Origin of the sequence: Rouxiella aceris, assembly GCF_012933545.1 — a bacterium.
GTDB lineage: Bacteria > Pseudomonadota > Gammaproteobacteria > Enterobacterales > Enterobacteriaceae > Rouxiella > Rouxiella aceris.
Genome location: NZ_JAADJU010000009.1, coordinates 203,216 through 220,363, shown reverse-complemented (window position 1 = coordinate 220,363; position 17,148 = coordinate 203,216). Strand labels below are relative to the sequence as shown.

13 protein-coding genes are annotated in these 17,148 nt (G+C 49.2%); 12 read left to right on the top strand and 1 reads right to left on the bottom strand.

Annotated elements, in window-relative coordinates; translation table 11 throughout:
• Window positions 1-220 precede the first annotated feature (220 nt).
• The 4 genes from pepA to GW590_RS17595 all read left to right on the top strand — a co-directional run bounded on the left by pepA (window position 221) and on the right by GW590_RS17595 (window position 5,850).
• On the top strand, window positions 221-1,732 hold the full coding sequence (pepA, locus tag GW590_RS17610) for a leucyl aminopeptidase (protein WP_169404382.1): 1,512 nt from the start codon (window positions 221-223) through the stop codon (window positions 1,730-1,732).
• 66 nt (window positions 1,733-1,798) lie between these two features.
• Window positions 1,799-2,266, top strand: coding sequence for a DNA polymerase III subunit chi (locus GW590_RS17605; RefSeq protein ID WP_169404381.1), 468 nt, complete (start codon window positions 1,799-1,801; stop codon window positions 2,264-2,266).
• 9 nt (window positions 2,267-2,275) lie between these two features.
• Window positions 2,276-5,131 carry a valine--tRNA ligase gene (locus tag GW590_RS17600; RefSeq protein ID WP_169404380.1) on the top strand — a complete coding sequence of 952 codons (2,856 nt, stop codon included), beginning with the start codon at window positions 2,276-2,278 and terminating at the stop codon, window positions 5,129-5,131.
• Between the two features lie 203 nt (window positions 5,132-5,334).
• Window positions 5,335-5,850 (top strand): GNAT family N-acetyltransferase, encoded by a 516-nt coding sequence (locus GW590_RS17595; protein WP_169404379.1) that lies wholly within the window; start codon window positions 5,335-5,337, stop codon window positions 5,848-5,850.
• A 93-nt stretch (window positions 5,851-5,943) separates the two neighbouring features.
• Here the strand turns inward: GW590_RS17595 and rraB are convergent, their stop codons facing one another.
• A complete protein-coding gene (rraB, locus tag GW590_RS17590) occupies window positions 5,944-6,375 on the bottom strand; it encodes a ribonuclease E inhibitor RraB (protein ID WP_169404378.1) in 432 nt (143 codons plus the stop codon).
• Between the two features lie 299 nt (window positions 6,376-6,674).
• Between rraB and argF the strand changes: the two genes are divergently transcribed.
• The 8 genes from argF to GW590_RS17550 all read left to right on the top strand — a co-directional run bounded on the left by argF (window position 6,675) and on the right by GW590_RS17550 (window position 16,947).
• Window positions 6,675-7,682: an ornithine carbamoyltransferase gene (argF, locus tag GW590_RS17585; protein ID WP_169404409.1), complete on the top strand. Its 1,008-nt coding sequence runs from the start codon at window positions 6,675-6,677 to the stop codon at window positions 7,680-7,682.
• Between the two features lie 138 nt (window positions 7,683-7,820).
• Entirely contained in the window at window positions 7,821-9,584 is a 1,764-nt protein-coding gene (locus GW590_RS17580; RefSeq protein ID WP_169404377.1) for a sugar phosphorylase, read from the top strand.
• 331 nt (window positions 9,585-9,915) lie between these two features.
• Complete coding sequence (gene pyrB / locus GW590_RS17575; protein WP_169404376.1) at window positions 9,916-10,851, top strand: aspartate carbamoyltransferase; 936 nt, start codon at window positions 9,916-9,918, stop codon at window positions 10,849-10,851.
• 12 nt (window positions 10,852-10,863) lie between these two features.
• Window positions 10,864-11,328: an aspartate carbamoyltransferase regulatory subunit gene (pyrI, locus tag GW590_RS17570; RefSeq protein ID WP_169404375.1), complete on the top strand. Its 465-nt coding sequence runs from the start codon at window positions 10,864-10,866 to the stop codon at window positions 11,326-11,328.
• A gap of 502 nt (window positions 11,329-11,830) precedes the next feature.
• Window positions 11,831-12,358 carry a fimbrial protein gene (locus GW590_RS17565; protein WP_169404374.1) on the top strand — a complete coding sequence of 176 codons (528 nt, stop codon included), beginning with the start codon at window positions 11,831-11,833 and terminating at the stop codon, window positions 12,356-12,358.
• A gap of 128 nt (window positions 12,359-12,486) precedes the next feature.
• Window positions 12,487-13,188 (top strand): fimbrial biogenesis chaperone, encoded by a 702-nt coding sequence (locus GW590_RS17560; RefSeq protein WP_169404373.1) that lies wholly within the window; start codon window positions 12,487-12,489, stop codon window positions 13,186-13,188.
• A 58-nt stretch (window positions 13,189-13,246) separates the two neighbouring features.
• Window positions 13,247-15,835 (top strand): fimbria/pilus outer membrane usher protein, encoded by a 2,589-nt coding sequence (locus GW590_RS17555; protein WP_169404372.1) that lies wholly within the window; start codon window positions 13,247-13,249, stop codon window positions 15,833-15,835.
• 23 nt (window positions 15,836-15,858) lie between these two features.
• Window positions 15,859-16,947 (top strand): fimbrial protein, encoded by a 1,089-nt coding sequence (locus tag GW590_RS17550; protein ID WP_169404371.1) that lies wholly within the window; start codon window positions 15,859-15,861, stop codon window positions 16,945-16,947.
• Window positions 16,948-17,148: the final 201 nt, after the last annotated feature.

The following is a 17,148-nucleotide window of genomic DNA, read 5'->3' as shown; positions in this document are numbered from 1 at the left end:
ATCCGTCATTTTTTCTCATCATATGGCAACCTTCACAGCTAAAATAGTATTACAACACCGAGAATTGGGGTGTCCTATAGGAAGATGCTTATAGCCGCCAAAATAAAATTTCTACGCCGTATAGGTTAACACAGGTCATTACATCAATGACGGGAGAGTGTTACGGACGCACCATTCTATCCGTCCCCCCCGGCTTTGTCTTTAAGATTCAGGAGAGTGCATGGAGTTCAGTGTAAAAAGCGGTAGCCCGGAAAAACAGCGCAGTGCCTGTATAGTCGTCGGCGTATTCGAACCACGTCGTCTGTCCCCTATGGCTGAACAGCTCGACAAGATCAGCAATGGCTATATTAGCGCCCTGCTCCGCCGCGGTGAACTGGAAGGAAAAGTGGGCCAGACGTTGTTTCTGCACCATGTTCCAAACATTCTGTCCGAGCGTATCCTGTTGGTCGGCTGCGGTAAAGAGCGCGAACTCGACGAACGCCAGTATAAGCAAGTGATCCAAAAAACGATCAACGCCCTCAATGACACCGGTTCTATGGAAGCCGTTTGCTTTCTCACCGAGCTTCACGTCAAGGGCCGCAATACTTACTGGAAAGTTCGTCAGGCGGTAGAAACCTCCAAAGAGTCGCTGTATACCTTCGACCAGTTGAAAACCAATAAAGTCGAGCCGCGTCGTCCGCTACGTAAAATGGTGTTCAACGTGCCGACGCGTCGCGAACTCAATAGCGGCGATCGCGCTATTGCCCACGGTCTGGCCATTGCTTCCGGCATCAAGGCAGCGAAAGATCTCGGCAATATGCCGCCAAATATCTGTAACGCCGCCTATCTGGCGTCGCAGGCGCGCCAACTTGCCGACGCCTTCAGCACCCACATTACCACCCGCGTCATCGGCGAACAGCAGATGAAAGAGCTGGGAATGAACGCTTATCTGGCGGTCGGTCAGGGTTCACAAAATGAATCCCTGATGTCGGTGATGGAATATAAAGCCAATCCCAATCCGGACGCTAAGCCGATCGTGCTGGTTGGCAAAGGCCTGACGTTCGATTCCGGCGGTATTTCCATTAAACCCGCCGCGGATATGGACGAAATGAAGTACGATATGTGCGGTGCGGCCACCGTCTACGGCGTTATGCGTATGGTTGCCGAATTAAAGCTGCCGTTAAACGTAGTAGGCGTACTGGCCGGTTGCGAAAATATGCCGGGCAGTCGCGCTTACCGTCCTGGTGATATCCTGACCACCATGTCGGGTAAAACCGTTGAAGTGCTCAATACCGATGCCGAAGGCCGCCTGGTACTGTGTGATGCCTTAACCTATGTGGAGCGTTTTGATCCCGAAGTGGTTATCGATGTCGCTACCCTTACCGGTGCCTGCGTGATCGCGCTGGGCCATCATATTACCGGTCTGCTATCGAACCACAATCCGCTGGCCCATGAGCTGATTGCGGCTTCTGAGCAGTCGGGTGATCGTGCATGGCGCTTGCCGATGGGCGACGAGTACGACGAGCAACTGCAGTCAAACTTTGCCGATCTGGCCAATATCGGCGGCCGCCCTGGCGGTGCCATTACTGCTGGCATGTTCCTGTCGCACTTTACTGAAAAGTATAACTGGGCTCACCTGGATATTGCCGGTACCGCCTGGCGCTCAGGGAAAAACAAAGGGGCAACGGGACGTCCTGTTTCCTTGTTGTCACAGTTCCTGTTAAATCGCGCAGGTCTAAACGGCGACGATTAATCGTCAGCCGGACAACGCCTCCCTGCCACCTAGGCATGGGAGGCGTTATTGCTACGGAAGACATCCATGAAACAGGCTACTTTCTTTCTTCTCGACTCGCCTGAGGGTATTGACGGACTCAGCAGCCATGAGGCGTTAGCCTGCCAGATTGCCGCCGAGCGTTACCGTGCAGGCCAGCGGGTACTGTTGGCCTGTGAGGATCAACAGCAGGCAGAACGTCTGGATGAAGCGCTGTGGAAACGCGATGCCAACCAGTTTGTGCCGCATAATCTGGCAGGAGAAGGCCCGAAATTTGGTGCCCCCGTCGAGCTTTGCTGGCCCGGAAAACGTGGGAATGCGCCGCGAGACTTGCTGATTAGCCTGCTTGGGCAATTTGCAGATTTTGCCACCGCTTTCCATGAAGTGGTAGACTTCGTCCCTTACGAAGATTCTTTAAAGCAGTTGGCGCGCGAACGCTATAAAGCCTATCGCAGCGTCGGCTTCAATTTGACCACGGCGACACCGCCTGCCGTCAATACAACGACTACAGACTAACGAAGCGAAATGGATAAGACATATAACCCGCAAGATATCGAGCAACCGCTTTACGAACACTGGGAACAACAGGGCTACTTCAAGCCACATGGTGATACCAGCCAGGAAAGCTTTTGCATTATGATCCCGCCGCCGAACGTTACCGGTAGCTTGCATATGGGTCACGCCTTCCAGCAAACCATCATGGATGCCATGATCCGCTATCAGCGTATGCAGGGCAAAAATACGTTGTGGCAGGCAGGGACCGACCATGCCGGTATTGCCACCCAGATGGTTGTCGAGCGCAAAATTGCCGCCGAAGAAGGTAAGACCCGTAAAGATTACGGTCGTGACGCCTTTATCGACAAGATTTGGGAATGGAAAGCGGAATCAGGCGGCACCATCACCCGCCAGATGCGCCGTCTCGGCGACTCCGTAGACTGGGAGCGCGAACGTTTTACCATGGATGAAGGCCTGTCCAACGCCGTTCGCGAAGTTTTCGTTCGTCTGTACAAAGAAGACTTGATTTACCGCGGCAAACGCCTGGTGAACTGGGATCCAAAACTGCGCACCGCCATTTCCGATCTTGAAGTGGAAAACCGCGAGTCCAAAGGTTCCATGTGGCACCTGCGTTATCCGCTGGCCGATGGCGCAAAAACCGCCGACGGTAAAGATTATCTGGTCGTGGCGACCACCCGTCCCGAAACCGTACTCGGTGACACCGGCGTCGCGGTCAACCCGGAAGATCCACGTTATAAGGATCTGATCGGCAAAGAGATCATTCTGCCTCTGGTTGGTCGCCGTATTCCGATCCTCGGCGATGAACACGCCGATATGGAAAAAGGCACCGGCTGTGTGAAAATCACCCCGGCCCATGACTTTAATGACTATGAAGTCGGCAAACGTCACGGCCTGCCGATGATCAACATTCTGACGTTTGATGGCGACATTCGTCAGAGCGCCGAAGTGTTTGACACCAAAGGCGAAGAAAGCACGGCCTGCAGCAATGAGATCCCGCAGCAGTTCCGTGGTCTTGAGCGTTTTGCGGCGCGTAAAGCCGTGGTCGCCGCCTTTGACGAAATGGGCCTGCTTGAAGAGATCAAACCTCACGATCTGACCGTACCTTACGGCGATCGCGGCGGTGTGGTTATTGAACCCATGCTCACCGACCAGTGGTATGTGCGCACGGCGCCGCTGGCCAAGGTTGCGGTCGAAGCGGTAGAGCAAGGCGATATCCAGTTTGTTCCCAAGCAGTACGAGAACATGTACTTCAGTTGGATGCGTGACATTCAGGACTGGTGTATCTCTCGTCAACTGTGGTGGGGTCACCGCATTCCAGCCTGGTACGATGCCGAAGGTAACGTCTACGTTGGCCGCGACGAAGAAGAAGTGCGCCGCGAAAACAACCTCAGTGCCGATCTGGTACTGAATCAGGATGAAGACGTACTGGACACCTGGTTCTCTTCAGGCCTGTGGACCTTCTCGACACTGGGCTGGCCAAACGAGACCGAAGCGCTGAAAGCCTTCCACCCTTCCAGCGTCGTCGTCAGCGGCTTTGACATTATTTTCTTCTGGATCGCCCGCATGATCATGATGACCATGCACTTTGTCAAAGATGCCGACGGCAAGCCGCAGGTGCCATTCCATACCGTCTATATGACCGGTTTGATCCGCGATGACGAAGGACAGAAAATGTCCAAGTCCAAAGGTAACGTGCTCGATCCTTTGGATATGATCGACGGTATCTCGCTGGCAGACCTGTTGGAAAAACGTACCGGCAATATGATGCAGCCGCAGCTGGCAGAAAAAATTCGCAAGCGTACCGAAAAACAGTTCCCGAACGGTATTGAACCGCACGGTACTGACGCCTTGCGCTTTACCCTGGCAGCACTGGCGTCAACCGGTCGTGATATTAACTGGGATATGAAGCGTCTTGAAGGCTACCGCAACTTCTGTAACAAGCTGTGGAACGCCAGCCGCTTTGTGTTGATGAATACCGAAGATCAGGATTGCGGTCTCAACGGTGGCGAGCTGCAACTGTCGCTGGCCGATCGCTGGATCCTCGCCGAATTCAATCGTACGGTTAAAGCCTATCGCGAAGCGCTGGACACTTATCGCTTTGACCTGGCAGCAACCATTCTGTATGAATTCACCTGGAACCAGTTCTGCGACTGGTATCTGGAGCTGACCAAACCAGTGATGAACGGTGGTAACGAAGCGCAGTTGCGCGGCACCCGTCATACGCTGGTTGAGGTATTGGAAGGTCTGCTGCGTCTGGCGCATCCAATTATTCCATTTATTACCGAAACCATCTGGCAGCGCGTGAAAACGCTGAAAGGCATCACGGCAGACACCATTATGCTGCAGCCTTTCCCGGCGTATAGCGCAGAGAAAGCCGACGAACTGGCACTGGCCGACGTCGAGTGGATCAAGCAGGCGATTATCGCGATACGAAATATTCGCGCCGAGATGAACATTGCACCGGGTAAACCGCTGGAACTGCTGCTGCGCGGAGCAAGCGTCGAAGCCCAGCGTCGCGTTGAGCAGAACCTGAGCTTTATTCAGTCAATGGCACGTCTGGAGTCCATTACCCTGCTGCCTGCCGGTGATAAAGGCCCAATGTCGGTCACCAAGCTGGTAGAAGGTGCTGAGCTGTTGATCCCGATGGCCGGTCTGATCGATAAAGACGCCGAGCTGGAACGTCTGGCAAAAGAAGTGGCCAAGCTGGATGTCGAAATGGAACGCATTGAAGGCAAGCTGTCCAACGAAGGCTTTGTGGCTCGCGCACCTGAGGCGGTCGTCGCCAAAGAACGCGAAAGGCTGCAAGCCTTTGCAGAAGCCAAGATCAAGATCCAGGAACAGCAAGTGACCATCGCCGCGCTGTAATTCAGGCGATGCAATCGGCTAAAAAACGGCGGGGTGCAAGCTCCGCCGTTTTTTTTCGCATTGCAAAAGATGGCCGCTCGCGGTATTAAATGCGATAAATGCAATACACGCTATCCAAAGTCACTGAGTTTGCTGCTTTGTTTTATAGCCAGGCAAGCTAGACGACGACGGAGACTTTCAACTTCAGGCTTTGAGCAATCGTTATGACTTCAGCCGTTAGTAGTCCGATCCAACAACAAGTGCAGGTACGCCTTATCACTGCCGCTGATAACGCCGCCATCGCCCAGGTTATTCGCCAGGTGTCGGCGGAGTTTGGCTTAACCGCCGATAAAGGCTATACCGTGGCCGATCCCAATCTCGACCATCTGTATGAGACTTACAGCCAGCCTCGCTGCGCCTATTGGGTGGTTGAACTCAATGGCGAGATAGCCGGTGGCGGGGGCGTTGCGCCTTTGGTAGGTGAAGCGGAAGATTTGTGCGAACTGCAGAAGATGTATTTTTTGCCCAGCCTGCGTGGACAGGGTTTGGCCAGACGTTTGGCGTCACAGGCGTTGAGCTTTGCCAAAGAACAGGGCTTTGCCCGCTGTTATCTGGAAACCACCGCCAGCCTGACGCAGGCGATTGCGCTCTATCAACGTCTGGGTTTTGAACATATCGCCGGAGCATTGGGCAGCACCGGACACGTTGACTGCGAAGTCACCATGTTGAAGACATTGTAATAGACTGTTTTTTGCTGACAAAAGCCCGCATATTCGACTTTATGCCACTGACAAAGTCGTCTTGCTGATCGAATACACGGGCATAGTCAGCAATTAATGGCGTTTGCCGTCGTCGTCAGCGTCAATAAACTCGCCTTCTTCGTCGTCGCCTTCTTCGCCATCTTCGCCGTCTGGATCTTCAAAATAGGTGCCCCAGCCGTCGTAGTTAACGCCATTGGCTTCAGCCAGCGCCACCAGCTGTTCTACCTGGCCGTCGATAACCTCGGCGTTCAGTGCCACTTCGCTGATCACATCACAGCACATCACCACTGAACCATCTTCGACTTCCAGCTCTTCAGCATCGGTCACTTCATAGCCCAGTTTAAAAGCTTCAACTGCAGCACGCTCCAGAACTTCAAATTTCTCAGAGGATAAATGATGCTCAATAGTATAAAGCGCGTCAGGATCACTGCCATCTTCCAACAGCTCTTCGATGATTAAGCGGGTCTCTTCACGTTGTTCGTTTAGCAATTCACGGTTTGCCATGCCTCGGTCCTCAATCAATATGACGTTTAGCGGCTATTTTCACACAGCAGACGGCTTGCCTCCACTAATTACCCAAAATAATTACGTTGCCGTGAGGTGGCAAGGGGAAGCAGGCAATCCTCCTGCCGCTTGCCGTAGAACAAGGATAAACGATAAAGTTTTTACTTTGGGGTTGTAATTGCATATTCATACATATAAATTGAATTTTAATTCATTACACGACCTGAATACTTCACCATTGGCAAGGCGTCGAGGTGAACGTTGTTGGGCCTAATAGCTAGGCTTTGGAGAGAGACATGATGAGTCTGTTAAGTAAACGCCATTTTCTCAGGCTGCTGGATTTTACTCCGTCAGAAATGACATCCCTGTTGCAACTTGCTGCCGACCTCAAGACTGCCAAGAAAAATGGCAGCGAAAAACCCTATCTAAAAGGGAAAAACATCGCGCTCATCTTCGAAAAAGACTCGACCCGCACACGATGCTCTTTCGAAGTTGCCGCCTATGATCAGGGGGCGCAGGTCACCTACCTTGGCCCAAGCGGCAGCCAGATTGGTCATAAAGAATCAATGAAAGATACCGCGCGGGTACTGGGCAGAATATATGACGGTATTCAATATCGCGGTTTTGGTCAGGATATTGTCGAAACCCTGGCGGCCCATGCCGGTGTCCCGGTATGGAACGGTCTGACTAACGAGTTTCACCCCACCCAACTGCTGGCCGACCTGTTGACCATGCAGGAACATCTGCCGGGTAAAACGCTGTCACAAATGAGCCTGGCCTATCTGGGCGACGCCCGTAACAATATGGGTAACTCACTGCTGGAAGCCGCCGCGTTATGCGGACTGGATCTGCGTCTGGTCGCCCCTTCCGCCTGTTGGCCGGATGCCGAACTGGTAGCAAACTGCCAGCAGTTGGCGCAGCAACATGGCGGCAATATCACGCTGACCGAAGATATTGATATCGGTGTCAAAGGCGCGGATTTCCTGTATACCGACGTCTGGGTGTCAATGGGTGAACCCAAGGCTGCCTGGAAAGAACGGATTGCCCTGCTGCGGCCGTACCAGGTCAATATGGCGATGATTGCCAAAACCGGTAACCCGCAGGTGAAGTTTTTACACTGCCTGCCGGCTTTCCACGACGACCAGACCACCCTTGGCCGTCAGATGGCCGAAGAGTACGATTTGCCGGGCGGCATGGAAGTGACCAACGAGGTCTTTGAGTCAACCCACAGTGTCGTCTTTGATCAGGCGGAAAACCGTCTGCATACCATTAAAGCGGTTATGGTCGCCACCCTCGGCTCACTCTAACCGTTCGACCAGCCCCCGTTATCCCGGGGGCTTGGCCGGTGGCAGTTTGGCCAATTGCGTTCTTTTCTGCCCCTTTTCCCCTTCATGCGCAGCAATTTTCAACTAACCTTTTTATATGCGATATAAAAAGGAGCGGTTATGGCGGCTGTGAATCCCGAGTTTGTGCTTCGCCTGGAAAGCTTGCTAAGCAGGGTCTATCCCAAAGAACATATTGGTGATTTGATCAAAAAAATCCTTCATCTCGGTGAAAAATGGAACTACGGTGCACACCGCTCGACGCAGTGGGTCGATGGCACCACTATCTACCTGATCACCTATGGCGACAGCCTGTCGAAATCCGATCAGGCCCCGCTGGCCACACTCAACCACTTCGCCAACAAGTATTTAAGCGATATCGTCAGCGATATCCATATTCTGCCGATGTACCCCTACAGCTCAGATGACGGCTTTAGCGTTATTGATTACCGCCGGATCGACGAACATCTTGGCGGCTGGCGTGATATTCAGCATCTTTCGGCGCATTTTAATCTGATGTTTGACTGCGTGATTAATCATATTTCCCGCTCCAGCGCCTGGATGAAAGGCTATATCAACGACGAACCCTACTATCGCGACTATTTTATCGCCGCCAGTCCAGAGCTGGACTACAGCCGGGTTGTGCGCCCGCGCGCCTCGCCCTTACTAACGCCCTTTATCAAAGCCGACGGCACCGAGCTTTATCTGTGGACCACCTTTAGCGAAGACCAGATCGATATCAATTTTAAAAATCCACAGGTGTTGCTCGAGAGCATCGATGTGCTGCTGCAATACGCCGCCAGCGGCGGACAATCGATTCGTCTCGATGCCATTGGCTATATCTGGAAAGAGCTGGGCACCCGCTGTATTCATCTGCCGCAGGCGCATAACATCATCAAACTGTGGCGCACCATTCTCGATGAAGTGATCCCGGGTACCCGGCTGATCACCGAAACCAACGTGCCTCATCATGAAAATATCAGCTATTTTGGCGAAGGCGATGAAGCCCATATGGTCTATCAGTTTGCGCTACCGCCTTTAACGCTGCATGCCTTCCTGCGTCAGGATACCCGCGTTCTGACCAAGTGGGCCCAGGGGCTGAATGCCGAAGCGCACTACCCGAAAACCACCTATTATAATTTCCTCGCCAGCCATGACGGTATTGGTTTACGTCCCACCGAGACCTTTCTCAGCGATGAAGAACGCAAATATATGGCGCAGGAAACACAGCGCAAAGAGGGACGCGTTTCCTATAAAGACAACGGTGACGGCACCCACTCCCCCTATGAACTGAATATCAACTATCTCAGCGCCCTTACCGAAGCCGATGACAGTACAGCAATCAAAGTACGCAAGTTTTTGGCGGCCCAGGCGCTGCTATTGTCATTTATTGGCGTGCCGGCGCTCTATATTCACAGTCTGCTGGGCAGCGAAAACGATCTCGAAGGCATGCATCAGTCGGGGATCAACCGGCGTATCAATCGCAAAAAACTTACGCTCGATAGCGTGGAGCAGGCGCTGACTCAGTCAGGGTCGCTGCGCGCCGAGGTGTTTAACGGGCTGAAAAAACTGATCGCGCTGCGCCGTTCACGCCCGGCTTTTTCGCCACAGGCCGGACAGCGGGTATTTGAGCTGGGGGATTCCCTGTTTGCTCTGGAGAGATACGATCCGAAAACAGAAAACCGTATCTCCTGTATTTTTAATATCAGCAGCCAGTCACAGCCGTTTAAACTGGCGGTGGAAGGCAAGGACTTGATTAGCGGCGAAGCCTTTGGCGGGCAGATGCGGCTACAGCCCTGGCAGGTGGTCTGGATCGAGCATAAATTAAAAGCCCCGCAACGTCTGGGCCGACTGCGGCGCTGGCGCAAACGTCTGTTTCGTCGTTAAGAAAACCCCGTTGCCAATCGTTTGCGTAGTCGCTCGAAAAGTCAGGAAGAACCCCTTGCAGGCAGCATTGGCGCGCGTATAATGCGCACCAATTTGCCGGGAGAATGATATGAACGACACCAGCTTGCGCTTCGCTGCTTCACCCAACCCAGAACCTGTGGGTAGCCCGTTGTCGTTGTCTCTCCCAATGGCGTTGCCAATTTTTAATCGATCGCAGCAGGCCCCTCGTTGAGGGGCTTTTTTTTGTCTGTTATCGGCCGAACACCAGGTTTGTTATGCACAACCTGTCATCACCGTTCCCCGACAGGGGATAACGTTAAGGAGAGCGACAATGGCTAATCCGCTGTATCAAAAACACATTATTTCAATCAACGATCTCAGCCGCCAGGAGCTTGAGCTGGTGCTTAATACCGCCGCCAGCCTGAAAGCCAATCCACAGCCTGAGTTATTGAAACATAAAGTGATCGCCAGCTGTTTTTTCGAAGCCTCAACGCGCACGCGCCTGTCATTTGAAACCTCGATGCATCGTCTGGGAGCCTCGGTGGTCGGTTTTGCCGACGGCAGCAATACTTCGCTGGGTAAAAAGGGGGAAACCCTGGCAGATACCATCTCGGTGATTGGTACCTATGTCGATGCCATTGTGATGCGCCACCCGCAGGAAGGGGCTGCACGTCTGGCAACGGAGTTCTCCGGCGGCGTACCGATCCTTAACGCCGGTGACGGTGCCAATCAGCATCCTACACAGACACTGCTGGATCTGTTTACCATTCAGGAAACCCAGGGACGTCTCGACAATATCAAGATCGCCATGGTGGGTGATTTGAAATATGGCCGTACCGTGCACAGTCTGGCGCAGGCGCTGGCCAAGTTCTCCGGCAACCGGTTCTACTTTATCGCTCCAGACGCCCTGGCCATGCCGGAGTACATTCTTAATTTGCTCGATGAGAAAGGCATTGAATACAGCCTGCATGAAAGCATTGATGAAGTGGTGCCGGAACTGGATATTCTGTATATGACCCGGGTACAAAAAGAGCGTCTCGATCCCTCTGAATATGCCAATGTAAAAGCCCAGTTTATTTTACGCGCCGCCGACCTCGCCGGCGCGCAGCCTCATCTTAAAGTGCTGCATCCACTGCCTCGCATTGACGAGATCACCACCGATGTTGATCACACCCCTTACGCCTGGTACTTCCAGCAGGCAGGTAACGGGATTTATGCACGTCAGGCATTGCTGGCGTTAGTATTGAATGCAGAAACAGCCGAATAAGGAGCAGATGCCATGACTAAAGATAACAAACTACAGGTAGAGGCCATCAAATGCGGCACGGTAATCGACCATATTCCGGCACAGGTAGGCTTTAAGCTGCTGTCTCTGTTTAAACTGACCGAGACCGAGCAACGCATCACCATCGGCCTGAATTTACCGTCCAATGAGTTGGGCCGTAAAGATATCATCAAAATTGAAAATACCTTTCTCACCGAACAGCAGGTCAATCAGCTGGCTGTCTATGCACCACAGGCAACGGTGAACCGTATTGATGACTATCAAGTCGTGAAAAAGCTTATGCCTACGCTGCCAGATCGTATTGAAGGCGTATTACGCTGCCCTAATGGCAACTGCATTAGTCGTTTTGAACCTGTGACTTCAAGTTTCGCGGTAAAAAATCGCCAGGGTGATGTGCATTTACAATGCAAATACTGTGAAAAAGAATTTGAACATCAGGTGGTATTAAATAACGAATAAAATAAGAGTGTAAGCTAATCTATTATAAAATAATAAACCCTGACGGCTGAGATATAAAACCAGCAGTCAGGGGTAAATAAAAAAACAAACTATCAACGGACAAAAAACGTTCAAAAATCATCGCTAATTAAAAATAAATAAACATCACAAATTAATCAGACTACATTCCACTCTATGACTATAAATATAGTTAAACAAAGTAACCCCTTTAACATCAAATAATTACAATGTAATCATCATTAAATAAACCTTCCTCAATAAAATGAAATCTTAAAATCAGTGTTAACTCATAGAAAAAATGGGGTTTAATATTGATATACATCAGCAATTACAATAATCTACTCCCCGCTGAAAATAACAACAGCACAATAAACGATTCCCATCTCAATCAATGCGCGTTTTTTGTTGCCTGTTCAAAGTTTCACTTTATTGGTTTTGCAGTGCTTTGTTGTTTGTTAGCACACATGGAAAATAAAAATCTCTTTATAAAAGGAAGTTTTAAATGAAATTAAAATCATTAGCGATAATATTAGCCTCTGCCGCGTTTTTCTCTGGAACGGCAATGGCCGCAGATGGAACAATTACCTTTAAGGGTGCAGTAACAGACCAGACCTGTACAGTTGACCCCAACGATGCAAAACAAACTGTTACTCTCGGTACTGTTGGAACTTCAGCATTTACGGTGGCGGGAGACCGCGCTCCAACTATCGCTTTCGACATAAAATTAACAAATTGCCCTGCGGCACAGGAAAATGTATGGATAAACTTTCAGGCAGCGCCGGATGCCGTTAATCCCAAGCTGATTGCCATCCCAGCCGGTGCCGGCAATGCTAAAGGTATTGGTTTGGGGATTACCGATCGCCGTACAGGAAACCTGATCCCGGCAATGAAATACTCCGAAAAGTTCCCTATCGATAAAAGCTCCAAATCCGGAACCATTACTCTGGCAGCCAACTATGTATCTACCACAGACAAGGTCACTCCGGGTGATGCCAATGTGACCTCTGATTTTACTATCGCTTACAAGTAAGTCGCGATAGCAGAAATCCCCCTGGTCATAGGGTAGCCGACGCTTATCGGTACTCCCCCATATGATGCATTAGGGAAAATAAAAACCCGCCTTGCTAAAAGACGGGTTTTATTAAACATGAGGATGCAATGAAAAAAACTATTGTACTGTTGGTTGCCAGCTTATTTTTTACTCTTGCCGTACCTGCACAGGCAGGAGTCGTACTTGGTGGAACCCGAGTCATTTACAAAGATAATGTCAAAGAGTCTTCTATACGGGTTTCTAATAGCGATGACTCCCCGATGTTAGTGCAAAGTTGGATAGAAACCACGCAGGGTACTAATGATAAATCCCCCTTTATCATTACCCCTCCGTTGTTTAAATTAAATGGCAACCAAGAAAATATCTTGCGCATTATAAAGTTACAAAATACGTTACCGCAGGATCGAGAATCCTTATTTTGGTTAAATGTCAAAGGGATCCCATCTACGGAAAATGATAATAAAAACAAACTGATTATTGCTATTAAAAATCAAATTAAATTAATTTACCGACCGAAAGCACTACTTGAGGGCTCGTCTATCGAGGCCAGTAAAAAGCTAAAATGGCAGCGGGAAGGCAACATCGTTAAAGCAACAAATGACTCGCCTTATTATATCAACTTCAATTATGTAAAAGTAAATGGCATTGAATTAGAAATGACAACAATCAACACTTTGCCACCCTACTCATCTCATCGCTATAACTTGCCTGCCGTATCAGCAAAAAACAACATAACAGGCATGGTGTTAAGTTGGCAAGCAATCAATGATTATGGTGGTGTGGAAACCGTCAATAACGTGAATTTATAAAAGTTTAAATATTTATAAAGTTTTCTTTTATTGCATTCACATTAAAGGAATATAGTGAATGAAAAAATATAATGGAACGAGAAAAAAAACCTTCCCATTTTCTCTATTGACAAAAATAATAATCGGTCCAATTGCTCTGTCTGCCGGAATTTACTCTGCCCTTGCCTATTCGTCAGGCATATTTAACCCGGCTTTTATTGAAACCACAGCGCAATCATCAAATGAGATTGATTTATCTATTTTTAATAAAGAAAATGGTCAGGCACCAGGAACCTATCGTGTTGATGTTTACTTAAACACCACATTTTTAGCGACTCAGGACGTCTATTTCTATTTATTACCGACAGCAACTGATGACGGTACCCTACTACCCTGCATCACTATCGACAGTCTGAAGGGTATGGGCGTTAAAGTTGATAACTATCCGGCGCTCAAGCAAACAAGTCTGAGCGCACTTAATGAGCAATGTGCCAATCTCACGGCGATCCCTCATGCCAGCAGTATGTTTAATTTTAATCAATTGCGCCTGGACATCAGCATTCCTCTGGTAGCTTTGGATTCCCAGGCCCGTGGATATATACCGCCGGAAAAGTGGGATGCCGGTATCCCTGCATTTCTTTTGAACTATGCCGTTAGCGGTAGTAACCGCTGGATACAGACAGGGCAAGGTGAAAATAGCAATAATGATTCACAATATATTAACCTGCGCCCAGGGCTGAACTTAGGTGCCTGGCGATTGCGTAATTACAGTAGTTATAGCCGTGCAATGGGTGGTAAAGAGCAGTCGTGGCAATCAGCCTACACATACGCACAACGAGATATCGCGGCAATAAAAAGCCAGTTGTTGATGGGACAAAGCTTTACCTCGGGGGAAATATTCGACAGCGTTTCATTTACCGGTGCCCAGCTCAATACCGATCAATCGATGCTACCGGATAGCCAGAGTGGTTATGCGCCAACCATTCGCGCCATAGCCAGAACCAATGCCCAGGTTACGGTTAGCCAGCTCGGCTACACTATTGCACAAAAATATGTATCACCTGGCGAATTTGTTATTGATGACCTGAACCCCACCAGCACCAGCGGTGATTTAACGGTCACTATTAAAGAAGAAGATGGCAGTGAACAGGTAATGATTATTCCTTACGCGGGAGTGGCGCAGTTGCAGCGTGAAGGAAATCTGAAATATAGCGTAACCAGCGGCCAGTACCGTAACAATAACCATGATATTGCAAAAACCCCGTTTTCAGAGGCCACTTTTGGTTACGGTATGCCTTGGGGATTAACGACCTTTGGTGGTTTCCAGGCGGCAAGTAAAGTTCAAACGCTGGCATTAGGTATCGCCAAAAATATGGGTCTTATGGGGGCGTTGTCGGTAGACGTTACTCAAGCCTGGTCACGTTTGCAAAATAGCGAGAAAACCAACGGCCAGTCCTGGCGGGTACGTTACAACAAAAACCTGGTAGATTCTAAAACCAATATTCTTATTGCGGGCTACCGCTATTCAACCGCAGGCTATTACAGCCTATCTGAAGTTCTGGATAGCTACGATGGCAAGGACTCCCTTTCAAATTACCAGGCAGATCGCCGCCGTAATCGTACGGAATTTACAATCAGTCAGGGTTTGTGGGAGGGAGCTGGCAGCATAAGTATCAACTATATGAATCAGGATTATTGGGGAGCAAAAAGCCGAACTACATCATTGGGCGTAAGCTATAACAACAGCTGGCAGAAGATCAGTTATGGTTTAGCTTACCGACTTGACCGAAATACCTACAGTAATAATAGAAAAGAAAAAGTTTATAATAATGATCGTCTGATTTCACTTAATGTCAGTGTTCCATTTGACTGGCGTCAATCTCGTATTTATAGCAATTACAATATGAGTACCAGCAACGGCAGAATGATCCACAATGCCGGATTAAGCGGACTGGCGTTAAATGACAAATTGTCCTGGTCAATGCAGCAAGGCTATTCAACGGCTAACAAAGAGAATTATGGTGGCATAAATTCAAGCTACCGCGGTACTTATGGCACCATCAATGGTGGCTATAATTACGGTCATAACCAACGTAGCATTAACTATGGGCTGGAAGGCGCGCTGGTCGGTCATGAAAATGGCATTACGCTCAGCCAAAACCTGGGTGAAACCAGCGTTCTGGTTGAAACCCCCCAGGCCGCCGGGATTGCGGTAGCCAGCCAGTCGGGGGTGGCGACCGATTACCGCGGTTATACCATAGTGCCTTATGTTATGCCTTACCGTCAGAATACTATTCGTCTGCAAACTGACAGCCTGCCGGACGATATTGAGTTGTTAACCACGACCAAAAACGTTGTACCTACTCGCGGTGCACTGGTACGTGCGCATTTTGACGTTGATAAAGGCCAGCGCGTACTAATGACATTACAGCGCCCCAACGGTCCGGTGCCTTTTGGCGCAACAGTGGTCGACGAAAATAAGCAGCGCAACAATCTGGCTATTGTCGGCGATCGTGGTGAAGTCTTTCTGACCGGTTTAGTCGAAAGCGGCAAACTGCGGGTGCAATGGGGAAAAGAGGCTCATCAACAATGTTCGGCCAGTTATCAGGTACCTGAGAAAACATCAGCGGCCAGCGGGATTCTGTCGTTAACCGAACAATGCATTTGATCAAAGAATAAGGGATATATTCAATGAGTGAAATAAGAAAATTCGGTACGATTTCGTCACTTTGTGGCCTATTCTGCCTTTTTGGCATCGCAAATTCCTATGCTGCCGTCGTTGGCGGTTTGGGTGTATGTGAATCTTACAACGGTGTAAAACAACATATTGTCACCATTAAAGCCGGTGACATAAATAGTGATAACAATCTGGCTGGAACCATATTACAAGATCAAGGCGTCTTCCCTCAGTCTCGCTATGATGGATTCTGTGATTGTGACAGAAAGGGGACAGCAGCATCCAGTTTCACTTATTTTACTGCCACGACAAGTGGTGAGTTTAAAAAGGAGGTAGGGGGCCTGCAATATTATGGTGTTCAAGGAGACGCCAAAGACTATCTTTATGCAGCTACTCAGCTTTTCGTTATTCAGAATGGATCTGTTTCACAGGGTAAGCTCTTTAATGTTCCTTTTAAAGAGAAAAGTAACGGTAATCCAGAAAATACCTCATGCAGACCCAATACAGGGCAAGGGCGCTATCCTTTCGATACCGGAGGGTGGGGTAAGGTAAGTTTATATATTGCTAAACCTTTTACTGGAACAATGAATATTGCCCCCACAACTATCGCAGTCATCAAAGGCTCTAAAATTAAGGAGCATATCGATAAGGGCCCAATATTAGCGGAAGTGATACTACAAGGCGATGTCAAGATCCCTTTATCTTGTAAGGTTAATGCCGGTACCGTAATACAAGTTGATCTAGGAACAATCACATCAAATAACTTTACCAGCGTGGGCACTAAGCCGGTAAATTACATCCCAAAACCCGTGGACTTGAACGTAGTCTGTAACGATAAAAGTAACATAACGGCAAACGTGAGTTTTGATGGCAACCACGAAAGTTCAGATGCCAGCCTGCTAATCCCCGGCGATAAAAATGATATCGCTATCAAGCTAATGAATGGTACACAAGCAATAAAATTTGGCCAGACCAAAGTTCCATTGCCCTTACATCAGGGGAATGGAAGTCTGTCGCTGACCTCTTATCCGGTGAAAACCAAAGAACAAGTTACACCGGGTGAGTTTGAAGCCAATGCTACTATTACTGTAACGCAAAACTGACTATAATATCCTGGCCCCTTTCTATAGGGGCCTATCCCCCATGCTGCTAACCGCATAATCGCAGATCTATAAATTTATCAACTCACACAGGATGGGATGATTTATTTTCAATACTGCCCTATTTCTCTTTGCTTTAAAAATAAATTAATTTTATTTTTAATATTTATAACATAACAAAATTGCAGTGGATTTTATCAGTAA